Here is a 13,172-nt window from a genome sequence, read left to right on the forward strand (position 1 = left end):
GGCGGACGCCGGTACTGGCTGCGGGCCCGCCCCGCAGTCCGGTTACGCTCGAAGGGTGGACCCCAAAACCCGTAACCGGATCATGTCCGGCCTGCTCGCCGTACTCCTGATCGTCGTCATCGTGGCGGCCGCCGTGCAGTGACGGCTACGCCGCCGGTGACAACGGCGCGGCGCCGCCCCCCCCCCCGCACTCACCAGGCGAAGGCCTCCGGGGACGGGCCAGGGCCGGGGAAGATCTCGTCCAGCGACCGCAGCAGCTCGTCCGGCAGCGTCAGCTCCACGGCCCGCAGCGCCGACGCGAGCTGATCCGTCGTACGCGGCCCCACGATCGGCCCGGTCACGCCGGGCCGCGTGAGCAGCCACGCCAGGGCGACCTCGCCCGGCTCCAGCCCGTGCTTGTCCACGGCGTCCTCGTACGCCTGGATCTGCGCCCGTGCCGTGGGGTCGGCGAGCGTGTCGGCGGCCCGCCCGGAAGCGGTACGGCCGCCCCCGCCCGCCTGCTCCTTGCGGATGGCGCCGCCCAGCAGCCCGCCGTGCAGCGGCGACCACGGGATCACGCCGAGCCCGTAGCCCTGCGCGGCCGGGATGACCTCCATCTCGGCCCGCCGCTCGGCGAGGTTGTACAGGCACTGCTCGCTGACCAGCCCGTACGACCCGCGCCGCGCGGCCGCCTCGTTGGCCTGCGCGATGTGCCAGCCCGCGTGGTTCGAGGAACCCGCGTACAGGATCTTGCCCTGCTGCACGAGGACGTCGATCGCCTGCCAGATCTCGTCCCACGGCGTGGCCCGGTCCACGTGGTGGAACTGGTAGAGGTCGATGTGGTCCGTCCCCAGCCGCTTGAGGCTGGCGTCCACGGCCCGCCGGATGTTCACGGCGGACAGCTTGTCGTCGTTGGGCCAGACGCTGTCGCCGTCCGGCGACATGTTCCCGTAGACCTTCGTCGCGAGCACGACCTTGTCGCGCCGCGCGCTGCCCTTGGCGAACCAGGACCCGATGATCTCTTCCGTGCGGCCCTTGTTCTCGCCCCAGCCGTACACATTGGCGGTGTCGAAGAAGTTGACGCCCGCGCCCAGCGCGGCATCCATGATCGTGTGACTTTCGGCCTCGTCGGTCTGCGGCCCGAAATTCATCGTGCCGAGCACGAGCCGGCTGACCTTGAGCCCCGTACGTCCTAGCTGCGTGTACTCCATGACTCCACAGCCAACGCCTTGGAGTCCACTCGAATCAAGGACGTGAAGCTGTCCCACGCGTCGGGGGACACGGTAACGCCGGGCCGCGCTATGTCTTTGGAGTCCCGAACGTGGACGACGGAGGGGGTGACGGCCACCTCCACGCAATCGCCACCCTGACTGCCGCTGTAGCTGGACTTGATCCATTCGACAGCGACCTCGACACATTCGCCCTGGGTGCCGCTGTACGAGCTTTTGAACCACTGCAGGTCGGTGCTCATAGTCCTCGTGCCACCTGTTCGATGAGTTCGGCGGACTCCTCGGGAGTGAGGGCCTGAGCTCGCAGAATGCCATATTTGCTGAGCAGGTTACCGAGTTGAGCCTGCTCGCTCACGAAGTAGCCACCGTCCTGCCCTTCGATGTAGGCGAGCTGTCGGTGCTCGTCCGTTTCCAGCAGGATCATCGGCCCGTCCAGTCCGCCATGTGTCCAACGGTCCGTCGGCATGACCTGAATCTCGACGTGCCGCAGCCGTGCGACGTCGAGCAGATGACGGAGTTGCTCTCGGAGGACGCCCGGCCCGCCGAGTGGTCGGGTGATCGCGACCTGCTCCAGCACCATGCTGATGATGGGCACGGGCTTGCGGTGAAACAGCTTCTGGCGTTCCAGGCGGTCCGCGACCCTTCCTTCGACGGTTTCGTCGTCCAGCGGCGGGCAGTGACAACCGAAGACCGCGCGAGCGTACGCCTCGGTCTGCAACAGGCCCGCCATAACGTGATTCGCGTAAGTGTGGACGGCGACGGCCTTTGCTTCTTCGGCCGCGTACTCGTCGAACCAGGACGGCATGTGGCTGGTGCGCAATTGCTCTGCCACTGCAAGAAGTGCACCTTGTGCACCCAACGTCTCGTCCGCGACGGACACGAAGTGGCCTTTGGGCGGCCGCTCTCCGCGCTCCACCATGGCTACTTGGGATTTGGAATAGCCCACGCGGCGCCCGAGGGCCTCCTGCGACAGGCCGGTCCGCTCCCGGTGGAAGCGCAACAACGCGCCGAATGCCTTCGAGTTACCCGAGCCGTTCTCACGTGAGTGCACAGCTACCTCCCTGAAGTGCACCGTCGTGCACGGCAATCGTGTGGCACTGGTCACAGTGAACCGCGGCGAGGAATCGTCATCGGCATGAACTCGCGAATGTCACCCGATTTCGTCCCCTCCTGGCTGCCCGCGTCAGGGCATGCCCTGCGGCTCGTCGGCGTCCATTTCGACGCCATCCGCATCGGGGACCTGTTGGGGGAGCAAGTGGCGTACGAGCTGATGGCGTTCACCGACTTCCGGGCCGGGCCCATCGTGCGGGCCTCGACCCGGGGTCGGAACTCCTACTTCCTGCTGCCGCCGCGCACCGCCGCGGCATACGCCTGGCCGGTGGGGGCCGAGGTGATGGGGCGGGACGCACGGCACACGGCTTTCGTGGGCGTACCCGCGCTGTACGGGGACACCTGGCCGCTCGACTGGCGGTCACTGCCCTGCGCGGAAGCGCCGTTCGTCGAGCCGGAGCTGCTGCAGGAGATGGTCGTGCGGGTGGTGGCCGGGGCCACCTAGGGCGGCGGATCAGGCGGTGGCGCCGCCGTCCACGGCCAGGTAAGTCCTCCGCCGCCCCCGGGCGCCCTCCCGCGGAGCGCACCGGTCCGGGCTCACGGGGCCGCGGGAAGGTACGGCTCGCCCACGCCCCAGCCCTGGTGCATCGCGTCGGCGAACGCCGCGGCGAGCAGGTGCTCGCCCGAAGGGGACGGGTGGGTGCCGTCGTACGTGTCGCGGTCCAGGACGTAGTCCGCCGGCGGGGACGCGAGGAGCAGCGGCGACTGCGGCGTGGAGAGGTCGGCGACGGCCTTCGCCAGGAGTTCGTTGAAGCGGTCGCACTCGGCGGCGAACGGAACGTCCGACAGCGCCCGGACGTTGGGGATGACGGGGAGGAGCACGGCGCGGAGGCGCGGCCGCGCGGAACGGGCCTCCGTGAGGAAGCGGCGGGCGTTGGCGGCGGTCTGCTCCGCGTCCGTGTAGAAGCCGAGGTCGATGAGGCCGAGGGAGATGAGCAGCGTGTCGGCTTTGTGGGTGCGGACGGTGTCGGCGATGAGGGGGGCCATGTGCAGCCAGCCCTCGCCCCAGCCGGCGAGGTGGCGGCGGGCGCGCTCGGGGAAGGCGGGGTCGCCGTAGTCGGGCGAGACGGGCGCGGCGGCGGCGACGTCGTAGAGCGTGTCGCGCGGGCCGACGATGCGGTAGGGGCCGCCGTACGTCCGGTTGAGGTGCTGCCACATGCGGTAGCGCCAGGTGTAGTCGCCGGCGGAGCCGATGGTCATGGAGTCGCCGACGAACATGATCCGCATCCGGCCATTTTCGCCGATCGCCGGCCCGGCCGGTACGTGACGCTGGCCACGCGTCCCCGAGGAGCGGGGTGCTGATGGGAAGCTGGGGGCATGCGTTCGCTTCTGTGCGCGGCAGGTGCCGCGGGGGTACTGCTCTTCGCGTCGGCCGCCGGCGCCGTGGCCGCGCCCGGCGGTGACCCGGAGCCGTTCACGATCAAGGACCCGCGGATCACCGAGTCCAGCGGCCTGGCCGCCAGCCGCGCGCACCCCGGCGTCTACTGGACGCACAACGACAGCGACGACGGGCCGTACGTCTACGCCGTGGACTCGCGGACCGGGCGGACGGTCGCGACCGTCACGATGCGCGGCGTCGGCGACCCGCGCGACGTGGAGGCGATATCGGTCGGCGCGGACGGTGACCTGTACGTCGGCGACATCGGCGACAACCTCGACGGTTCCTGGGACCACGTCTGGATCTACCGCTTCCCGGAGCCGAAGCAGTTGCGCGACCAGACGGTGACGGCCACCCAGTACGACGTGACGTACGCCGACGGGCCGCGGAACGCCGAGGCGATGATGGTCCACCCGAAGACCGGGCGGGTCTACCTCGTGTCCAAGAAGGAGGACGGGGGCGCCGCGCTCTACGCCGGGCCCGAACGGCTGAGCACGTCCGGGCCGAACGTCTTCCGGCGCGTCTCCGGCATCGACATGTGGGTCACCGACGGGGCGTTCTCGCCGGACGGCAGCCGGCTGATGCTGCGCAGCTACTTCGGCGGCCGGATGTACCACTGGCGGGACGGCCGCCCGAAGGACGACATCGGATCCATCGGCGTGCCGTTCCAGGGACAGGGCGAGTCGGTGACGTTCACGCCGGACGGGCGGTTCCTGATGTTCGGGTCGGAGGGCAGGGACAGCCAGGTGAAGCCGGTCGGCCTGAGCGGCGAGCAGCTCCCGGACTCGGTCTCCGACGACGGCTCCGCCACCCCTGGCGGTGACAAGAGCCCGGGCGGCTCCGGCGACTCCTCCGACTCCGGCTCCGGCGACTCGGAGAAGAGCAGCCCGGCCGTCACCGGCGTCATCGTCATCGGCATCGCGATCGCCGCGATCCTGGCCGTCCGCCGCCGCGGCCGCCGCTGAGCGCGGACGGTGTCGTGGGACGGCCACGGGCCCCGGCGATCGTTTCGCCGGGGCCCGTGAGGGTGTCAGTGGAGGCGGCTGGTCACAGCTTCTCGATGACGTAGTCGATGCAGTTCGTCAGGGCCTCGACGTCGGCCGGGTCGATGGCCGGGAACATCGCGATGCGCAGCTGGTTGCGGCCGAGCTTGCGGTACGGCTCGGTGTCGACGATGCCGTTGGCGCGCAGCGCCTTGGCGACGGCCGCGGCGTCCACGTCGTCGTTGAAGTCGATCGTGCCGATGACCTGCGAGCGCTTGGCCGGGTCGGTGACGAACGGGGTGGCGTACTTGGAGTCCTCGGCCCAGCCGTACAGGGTGCGCGAGGAGGTCGCCGTGCGGCGGACCGCCCAGTCCAGACCGCCCTGGCCGTTCAGCCACTCCAGCTGCTCGTTGAGCAGGAAGAGGGTGGCGAGGGCCGGGGTGTTGTACGTCTGGTTCTTGAGGGAGTTGTCGATCGCCGTGGGGAGGGAGAAGAACTCGGGCACGTGCCGGCCGGAGGCGTGGACGGCGCGGGCGCGCTCCAGGGCGGCGGGGGAGAAGACGCCGATCCACAGGCCGCCGTCGGAGGCGAAGGACTTCTGCGGGGCGAAGTAGTAGACGTCCGTCTCGGAGACGTCGACCGGGAGGCCGCCGGCGCCGGAGGTGGCGTCCACCAGCACGAGCGAGCCCTCGTCGGCGCCCGCCACCCGCTTGATGGGCATGGCGACACCGGTGGAGGTCTCGTTGTGGGTGAAGGCGTAGACGTCCACGCCCTCCTCCGCCCGCGCCTCCGGGTGCGTACCGGGGTCGGAGGAGATGACGGTGGGCTCCTCCAGCCAGGGCGCGAGCTTGCTGGCCTTGGCGAACTTGGAGGAGAACTCACCGAACGTGAGGTGCTGGGACTTGCGCTCGATCAGACCGTGCGTCGCGATGTCCCAGAACGCGGTGGAGCCGCCGTTGCCGAGCACGACCTCGTAGCCCTCGGGGAGCTGGAAGAGGTCGCGGACGCCCTCGCGCACCTTGCCGACCAGGTTCTTCACCGGTGCCTGGCGGTGGGAGGTGCCGAGGAGGGAGGTTCCGGTGGCGGCCAGCGCGTCGACCGCCTCCGTACGCACCTTGGAGGGGCCCGCGCCGAAGCGACCGTCGGCGGGCTTGATGTCAGCGGGAATCTGGATATCAGCCACGTGCGCAGCCTAATCCGTCGCGCCGCCGCATTCTGACCGGAGTCCAGCCGTTGAGACAGGAGTGTCCGAGGACGGGCCGGGTGGCGTGCCGGGGGAGGGCCGGGCGTCGCAGGCCATCACCCGGCGTCCCGCGGGGCAGGCTGAGGGGTATGGCTGAGCGTGCGCAGAGGGAGACAGGGACAGGAACGGCGGACCGGGAGCTGGTACGGGCCTTGACGGCGGCCGTACGCGGAGAGGTGTCGGGCAGTACGGCGGACCGGGCGCTGGTGACCATGGACGCGTCGAACTACCGGCGGGTGCCGCGGGCGGTCGTCGCGCCCCGGGACGCGGCGGACGTCGCGGCGGCGCTGGGCGTCTGCCGGGAGCACGGTGTGCCGGTGGTGCCGCGCGGCGGCGGGACGTCCATCGCCGGGCAGGCCACCGGCACGGGCGTGGTGCTGGACTTCACCCGGCACATGCGGCGGATCGTGTCGCTGGACCCCGACGCGCGGACCGCCGTGGTCCAGCCCGGCGTGATCTGCGACGAGCTGCGCACCGCGGCCGCCGCGCACGGCCTGACCTTCGGGCCCGATCCGTCCACGCACAGCCGCTGCACGATCGGCGGCATGATCGGCAACAACTCCTGCGGCTCGCACTCGGTGGCCTGGGGGACGACCGCGGACAACGTGAGCGCGCTGGACGTGCTGACGTACGGGGGCGAGCGGGTCCGCGCCGGCCAGGGGTTCGACGGGGTGCCGGGCGCCCTCGCGGACGGCGTGCGCGCCCTGGTCGATCAGCACCTCGCGCTGCTGCGCACCGGCTTCCCCGAGCTGCCGCGCCGGATCTCCGGATACGCGCTGGACACCCTGCTCCCCGAGAAGGGCGTCGACCTGGCGCGGGCGCTCACCGGCAGCGAGGGAACGCTCGGCGTGCTCACCGAGGCCACCGTGCGGCTGGTCGAGTCGCCGGCGGCGCGCGCCCTGGCCGTACTGGGGTACCCGGACGAGAGCGCCGCCGCCGAGGCCGCGCACACCCTGCTGCCGTACCAGCCCCTGACGGTGGAGGGCATGGCCTCCGACCTCGTACCGGACGCGGGCGGGCTGCCCAAGGGCGGTGCCTGGCTCTTCGTGGAGACCGGCGGCGCCTCGCCCGAGGAGGCGCGGGCGCGGGCCGAGGAGCTGTGCCGGGCGGCGGCCGCCGACGGCGTCACGGACCACATGGTCGTCTCCGACCCGGCGGGGCAGCGCGTCCTGTGGCGGGTCCGGGAGGACGCCTCGGGGACGGCGACCCGCATGCCCGACGGCAGTGAAGCGTGGCCCGGGTGGGAGGACTGCGCCGTGCCGCCGGAACGGCTCGGTGGCTATCTGCGCGACTTCCGGGCGCTGCTCGCCCAGCACGGGCTGCGCGGCACCCCGTACGGCCATTTCGGTGACGGCTGCATCCACGTACGCATCGACTTCGACCTGCTGAGCGAGCCGGGCATCCGGCGCTTTCGAGCCTTCTCGCACGACCTGGGGGACCTGGTCGTCGCGCACGGCGGGTCGCTGTCCGGCGAGCACGGTGACGGGCAGGCCCGCGCCGAGCTGCTGCCGAAGATGTACGGATCGGAACTCGTCGGTCTCTTCGGACGTTTCAAGGACATGTGGGACCCGGCGGGCGGGCTCAACCCCGGCATGCTCGTCCGCCCCGACCGCATGGACGACAACCTCCGCTTCGCCGTGCTGCCCCGGCAGCCCGTCGACGTGGAGTTCGGCTACCCGCACGACAAGGGGGACTTCTCCGCCGCCGTCCGCCGCTGCGTCGGCGTCGCCAAGTGCCGCAACACCGCCGTCTCCGGCGCGGGCGTGATGTGCCCGTCCTTCCGCGCGACGGGGGAGGAGCAGCACTCCACCCGCGGCCGCGCCCGGCTGCTGCACGAGATGCTGGCGGGCGAGGTGGTCACGGACGGCTGGCGCTCGGCCGAGGTGCACGACGCGCTCGACCTCTGCCTGTCCTGCAAGGGCTGCCGCAGCGACTGCCCGGTGGGCGTGGACATGGCGACGTACAAGGCCGAGTTCCTGCACCACCACTACGCGGGACGGCTGCGGCCCGCCGCGCACTACGCCATGGGCCGGCTGCCGCTGTGGCTGCGCGCCGCGTCCGTCGCCCGGCTGGCCCCGGTGCTCAACGCGGCGGCCGGCGTCGGGCCGCTCGCCGCGCTGGCCAAGCGGGCGGGTGGCATCGCGCCGGAGCGGACGATCCCGGAGCTGGCGCCGGAGCCGTTCACGCGCTGGTTCGCCCGCCGGTCCCGGGCCCGCCTCGGCTCCGGCACGCACCTCTTCTCCAGCGACCAGGTCGCCTTCCTCTGGCCGGACACCTTCACCAACCACCTCGCCCCGTCCGTCGGCCGCGCCGCCGTCCAGGTCCTGGAGGCGGCCGGGAAGGAGGTCCTGCACCCGGCGGGGCCGCGCGCCAAGCCCGTCTGCTGCGGCCTCACCTACGTCTCCACCGGCCAGCTCGACCAGGCGCGCAAGGTCATGCGGCGCACCCTGGACCGCATCGGCCCGGCGCTCGGCGGCCCGGTGGTCGTCCTGGAGCCCAGCTGCGCCGCCACTCTCCGCACCGATCTGCCCGAGCTGCTTTCGGACGACCCGCGCGCGGCGGAGCTGGCCCGCTCGGTGCGCACCCTCGCCCAGTACCTGGAGGAGTACGCGCCGGACTGGCAGCCGCCCCGGATCGACCGCCCCGTCGCCGGTCAGACCCACTGCCACCAGCACGCCGTGCTCGGTGACGCGGCCGAGCGCCGCTTGCGGGAGCGCGCGGGGCTGACCGGGGAGCTGAGCGGCGGCTGCTGCGGCCTCGCGGGCAACTTCGGCTTCGAGAAGGGCCATTACGACGTTTCCGTGGCGTGTGCGGAAGAGCAACTACTCCCCGCCGTACGGAATGCGGTTCCGTCCGCGGAGATCGTCGCCGACGGCTTCTCGTGCCGTACTCAACTGGCTCAGCTGGGCGAACGCCCCGGACGTCACCTCGCGGAGGTGCTGGCGGAGCACCTGTGACGGAACGGCCGGAAATGTGCGATCGCAACGAAGTCGCGGAAAGTGCATTTTTTCGAGTGGCGGTCGGACCGTAGCTTGGGGGACGTGAATCATTCGTCTCCCCAGACCGGCACGCAGGCCGGCCCTCGCTCCCGTGCCACCTCCGGCCTCACGGACGCCGGTGCATCCCCGAAGCTCACGGCGGCCGACGCGGGCGCGGTGCCCGTCGCGGTACCGGCCTCCGAAGAGGTACGACGGGCCGAGCGGGCGCAAGCGGCCAACGGCCCCCGCGGGCGCATGGTGTCCGTGGGGCTGGTCATGGGCGGGATCATCTGCCTGCAGTTCGGCTCCTCGGTGGCGGTACTGCTCTTCCCGCGGGCCGGCGCGCTCGGCGTGGTCACCCTGCGCCTCGTCGTCGCGGCGCTGGTCCTGCTGGTCGCCTGCCGCCCGAAGCTGCGCGGCTACTCGCGCGGCGACTGGGCTACCGTGCTCGCCTACGGCGTCGCGCTGGCCGGCATGAACTCGCTCTTCTACCAGGCCATCGACCGCATCCCGCTGGGCGCGGCCGTCACCCTGGAGTTCCTCGGCCCGCTGATCCTCTCGATCGTGACCTCGCGGCGCGCGCTGAGCCTGGTGTGGGCGACGCTCGCGCTGGGCGGCGTCGCGCTGCTGGGCCGGCAGGGCTTCGACAGCCTGAACCTGGTCGGGGCCGGCTGCGCGCTGGCGGCCGGCGGGCTGTGGGCGGCGTACATCCTGCTGGCCGCCCGCGCGGGGCAGCGCTTCCCGGCGGCCGACGGGCTGGCGCTGGCGATGACCGTCGCGGCCGTCCTCAGCCTCCCGCTGGGCATCGCGAGCGCCGGGACGGCGCTGCTCGACCCGGTCACGATCGGCCTCGGCGCGGCCGTCGCGATGATGTCCTCGGTCGCCCCGTACACCCTGGAGCTGCTGGCCCTGCGCAAGCTCCCGGCCTCCGGGTTCGCGGTGATGATGAGCCTGGAGCCGGCCGCCGCGGCGACCGCCGGCTTCCTGGTCCTGCACCAGTCGCTCGGCTGGGCGGAGATCGCCGCCATCGCCATGGTCGTCCTCGCGAGCGTCGGCGCCGTCCGCTCCGCGAGCTCCGGCCACTGACACTCCCGCCACGGCGACCGCGGCCGGGAAGGTGACCGCGCCCACCTCCCTCGCCGACGCCCGCTCCGCCCCGTCCCCTGCCGCCGTTGGTGTGAGGGGCCGGGGGCGGATGGATGAAGCCGCCGGAAATCGCGTGTGGCGGCTGTCCCTCCCCGGTCACAGGTCTCCCGTACGGGAACGAGGACGTGGCACGTCTCCCGTACGGAACGAGGACGTACGGACGGCGATCACGGGACGGCGACGGTGGGGCGACGCGGTATGACGGGGATCGGGCGCAGGGAACTTCTCAGGTTCGGAGGCGCCGCGATTCTCGGCGGTCCGGCGCTGCTCACCGACCGGGCCGAGGCGGCCCCGCGACCACCGGGGCCGGGCCGCGAGCCGGTCCCCATGGTGAAGCCGGTCCCCGCCGAGGTCGGCATGCCCGACATCGACCTGCCGGCGGCCGCACCGAGCGGCGGGTACATCGACCTCTCCGGGCCGGCCACCTCGCTGTTCCAGAAGAAGCGGCTCACGCACGGCTCGGTCCTGCAGTCCTTCGCGTTCGACGAGGACAACGGCTACGTCTACGCCCTCCAGGTCGTCCAGGGCGGCGTCCGCCTCAAGGGCGAGACGCGCACGTACACCCATTCCCAGCGGGTCGCCCGCGGCGACCTGACGCTGAACCGCCTCACGATGTCCGGGCGGCTGAAGGACCGGATGTTCCTCAAGGGCTTCGGGCACGGCGGCTCGCTCGGCGTCCAGGAACGGCCGGGCCGGGCACCCCTGCTGTGGACGGAGTGGGACGTCAACCCCACCTCCGGCTACGGCCGCGGCATCGCCTGCTTCACCTACGCCCCGAACCGCGTCCTGCGGGCCGGCGACCGCTCGCTGGCCACCTTCCGCCCGCAGCCCGGCACCACGAAGAACCAGCCGGCGATCGACACGGTCACCGGCCGGCTGCTGCTCCGCTACCGCCGCCGGGGCGTCTACCGCTACGCGCTCTACGACCTGGACGACTTCGGCCCGCGCGGCGCGAAGCCCGAGCCGCTCACCGACGTTGCGCAGCCGCCGCTGCGCAAGGGCGTCTTCTATCAGGGCCTGGCGCTCTCGGGGGACTACGCGTACCAGCTCACCGGCAGTCCGTACGGCCGCGGCAACCCCGCCTCCGGACTCGGCAACGCCCGCCTGGCCAGTATCGACCTGCGTACCGGCACCGTCCTGCAGGAAGTCCGCACGACGGCCGGGCGGAACCTCAGCCCGCGCGAACCGGAGGGGCTGGCGGTCCTGCGCCGCGGCGGCGACCGCCTGGTCGCGGGCTTCACCTCGGGCAAGGTCAACCGCCGCCGCTTCTCCTTGTACGCGCACGGCAACTGAGACGTGGAAGGTGGCGTCGTGTCCGGCAGAGGCACGACCCCGCGTGCTCCGGGGCGTTTCAGCGTGCGGTGCGCAGCTCACGGCAAACATCATCGGCGCCCGGCCGATCGGCGGGGTTGCGGCTCATCATCTGCTCAATAATCCCGCCCAACGGCCCCGGTACGTTGATCGGCCGATGCGGCTTGCTCACGATGGCCTGACGCTGATCCAACCGGGAGGCCGCGTCGGGATAGTCGACATGCCGCCAGCCGGTAGCAGAGATGAACCACGATGCGCCCAGCGCATAGACGTCTGCCTGCTCCGTCGGCACGGCGGTGCCGTGCTCCAGGATGCCGCGGGAGATCTCCGGTGCTTCGTAGTGGACCAGGCAGCCGCGATACGGAAAGTCGTAGCTGTCCGGGACATTCCCGCCATGTGCGAGCGCCAGGTCGATGAGGTTTGTGCCGGCGGGCCCGACAACGAAGTGGTTGGGCTGGACGTCGCCGTGCACCCAACCGCGCCCATGCAGGCCGGTCAGTGCTACGGCACAGGAATGCGCTACCTCAAGGTCCGGCGGTGCCGGTTTCGTCGGATGCCGATGGAGCTTCCACAGGTCAAAAAGAGATTCGCCCTCGCGCCACGGCTGAGCACTCCACGTGCCGTGCTCCCATTCGCCGCAATGGACGTCTTCGGGAATCAGCTGGCGCAGGACCGAGACCTCTCGTGCGGGCGCGAGCGCCGTCCATCGGTGCTTCTGAGTGGGGTACCCCAGCTTGACCGCTTTCCGCCCGTCCGCCGTCACCACGTCCCACACGGTCGAGCCACGCCGGTTGACCACGAGTCGTCTGCTCAACGGCGTAATGGCGTTGGCGACATGTTTCGGTAGATCGAATGGTCCTTGCCCGGGCATCTTCGTCCTCTCAGCGGCAGGGCCGGCCCTGGCACAGAGCCGGCCCCAAGTGGCGCAGCGGGCTACGGCCGGTCAGCTGTAGTAGTCGCGGCCGTCATCACTGTCGCCAGTGGGCGGATTGCCACCCTGCCCGTCGTCCTCCTCCGGGTCCACTCGCAGAACGGCGAGCCTCGTCAAGGCCATGGCACTCCCCTTGTGTTTGCTGGGCAGGACAGTCCCGCCCCTGTCGTGCCCCCGCTCGAGTCAAGCGGCCATCCGGGCCGCAGAGCGGGCGTGTACGCCTCGGTCACGTCGGCGCCCGAGGACGCCGACGGAGAGAACGAAGAAGAGGGCTGCGGGACAGCTGAGGTACATGACCTGCTGTCACACGTCGCGGATCACCGTGTGTCCGCACCGCGCACTGTCGCTACCGCAGGGCACCAGCCCGGTCACCATGCCCTCCGGCATGACCGGTGACAGGCGCCGGGACCGCAGGGCGCGGGTGAAGGCAGGCGCGTACGGTCTTGCCGCAGTTCCGCCGCAAGAACCAGCTCACGTCCGCACCCAGGGCCCGTACCAGAGCGAGGCCGCGCCCGTGTTCGTCGTCTGCGTCGATCCGTCCCGGGCGGTCGCTCTCGAAGCCGGGGAGGGCCGCTACCGGGTCCGATACGTCAATGCGCAGCGCGCCAATGTCCAGTATCGCCAGGCGCAGGAACAGCACATGCCCGGCCCGTCGTCCGTGGCGTACCGCATTGGTGACCAGCTCTCCCACGACCAGAGCGGCGTCCTCGACGTCCCCTCCCCACTCCCAAAGCGTCAGGAGACATCTGGTGTGCATTCGAGCCTGCGGAACAGAGGCATCGACCAGCTTGAACCCCATTCCCCACTCTCGTTCCACCACAGCCTTTTCGAGAAGGGCGGCCTGCCCCCTGTGCGAGGTGGCTGTCCCGGCGCCCGGGGACGCG

General features: G+C 71.5%; 12 protein-coding genes. 5 read left to right on the plus strand and 7 right to left on the minus strand.

Going from position 1 to position 13,172, the window contains the following annotated elements:
• Positions 1 to 191: 191 nt before the first annotated feature.
• Genes IF20_RS04645 through IF20_RS04655 form a run of 3 tightly spaced genes read right to left on the minus strand, consistent with a single transcriptional unit; the run spans position 192 to position 2,259 of the window.
• The gene (locus IF20_RS04645) at positions 192 to 1,190 is read right to left on the minus strand and encodes an aldo/keto reductase (RefSeq protein WP_052863660.1); all 999 of its coding nucleotides are present in this window, start codon (positions 1,188 to 1,190) and stop codon (positions 192 to 194) included.
• A complete protein-coding gene (locus tag IF20_RS04650; RefSeq protein WP_052863661.1) occupies positions 1,172 to 1,450 on the minus strand; it encodes a DUF397 domain-containing protein in 279 nt (92 codons plus the stop codon). The genes IF20_RS04645 and IF20_RS04650 overlap by 19 nt, the downstream gene beginning before the upstream one ends.
• Entirely contained in the window at positions 1,447 to 2,259 is an 813-nt protein-coding gene (locus tag IF20_RS04655; RefSeq protein ID WP_052863662.1) for a helix-turn-helix domain-containing protein, read from the minus strand. Before IF20_RS04655 ends, IF20_RS04650 begins: the two co-directional genes overlap by 4 nt.
• Positions 2,260 to 2,343: 84 nt before the next feature.
• Between IF20_RS04655 and IF20_RS04660 the strand changes: the two genes are divergently transcribed.
• Positions 2,344 to 2,763, plus strand: coding sequence for a hypothetical protein (locus IF20_RS04660; protein WP_052863663.1), 420 nt, complete (start codon positions 2,344 to 2,346; stop codon positions 2,761 to 2,763).
• A gap of 92 nt (positions 2,764 to 2,855) precedes the next feature.
• Here IF20_RS04660 and IF20_RS04665 read toward each other — a convergent pair whose 3' ends face one another.
• Positions 2,856 to 3,545, minus strand: coding sequence for a GDSL-type esterase/lipase family protein (locus tag IF20_RS04665; RefSeq protein WP_052863664.1), 690 nt, complete (start codon positions 3,543 to 3,545; stop codon positions 2,856 to 2,858).
• A gap of 90 nt (positions 3,546 to 3,635) precedes the next feature.
• On the opposite strand from IF20_RS04665, the gene IF20_RS04670 reads away from it, so the two are divergent.
• Positions 3,636 to 4,661 (plus strand): hypothetical protein, encoded by a 1,026-nt coding sequence (locus tag IF20_RS04670; protein ID WP_052863665.1) that lies wholly within the window; start codon positions 3,636 to 3,638, stop codon positions 4,659 to 4,661.
• A gap of 82 nt (positions 4,662 to 4,743) precedes the next feature.
• On the opposite strand, the gene serC is transcribed toward IF20_RS04670, so the two are convergent.
• Entirely contained in the window at positions 4,744 to 5,862 is a 1,119-nt protein-coding gene (serC, locus tag IF20_RS04675; protein ID WP_052863666.1) for a phosphoserine transaminase, read from the minus strand.
• Positions 5,863 to 6,011: 149 nt separating this feature from the next.
• Here serC and IF20_RS04680 point away from each other — a divergent pair, with 149 nt between their 5' ends.
• From IF20_RS04680 to IF20_RS04690, 3 genes are all read left to right on the plus strand, one after another.
• The gene (locus IF20_RS04680; RefSeq protein ID WP_052863667.1) at positions 6,012 to 8,879 is read left to right on the plus strand and encodes an FAD-binding and (Fe-S)-binding domain-containing protein; all 2,868 of its coding nucleotides are present in this window, start codon (positions 6,012 to 6,014) and stop codon (positions 8,877 to 8,879) included.
• Positions 8,880 to 9,077: 198 nt separating this feature from the next.
• Positions 9,078 to 9,986: an EamA family transporter gene (locus IF20_RS04685; protein ID WP_052864035.1), complete on the plus strand. Its 909-nt coding sequence runs from the start codon at positions 9,078 to 9,080 to the stop codon at positions 9,984 to 9,986.
• A 258-nt stretch (positions 9,987 to 10,244) separates the two neighbouring features.
• On the plus strand, positions 10,245 to 11,339 hold the full coding sequence (locus IF20_RS04690) for a phage baseplate protein (protein ID WP_052863668.1): 1,095 nt from the start codon (positions 10,245 to 10,247) through the stop codon (positions 11,337 to 11,339).
• A gap of 58 nt (positions 11,340 to 11,397) precedes the next feature.
• Here IF20_RS04690 and IF20_RS04695 read toward each other — a convergent pair whose 3' ends face one another.
• Together IF20_RS04695 and IF20_RS04700 are read right to left on the minus strand one after the other, a co-directional pair.
• Positions 11,398 to 12,123 carry a protein kinase family protein gene (locus IF20_RS04695; protein ID WP_324605552.1) on the minus strand — a complete coding sequence of 242 codons (726 nt, stop codon included), beginning with the start codon at positions 12,121 to 12,123 and terminating at the stop codon, positions 11,398 to 11,400.
• 511 nt (positions 12,124 to 12,634) lie between these two features.
• Positions 12,635 to 13,087 carry an ATP-binding protein gene (locus tag IF20_RS04700; RefSeq protein ID WP_234426501.1) on the minus strand — a complete coding sequence of 151 codons (453 nt, stop codon included), beginning with the start codon at positions 13,085 to 13,087 and terminating at the stop codon, positions 12,635 to 12,637.
• Between the last annotated feature and the right edge of the window lie 85 nt (positions 13,088 to 13,172).

Origin of the sequence: Streptomyces niger, assembly GCF_000718305.1 — a bacterium.
Classification (GTDB): domain Bacteria; phylum Actinomycetota; class Actinomycetes; order Streptomycetales; family Streptomycetaceae; genus Streptomyces; species Streptomyces niger.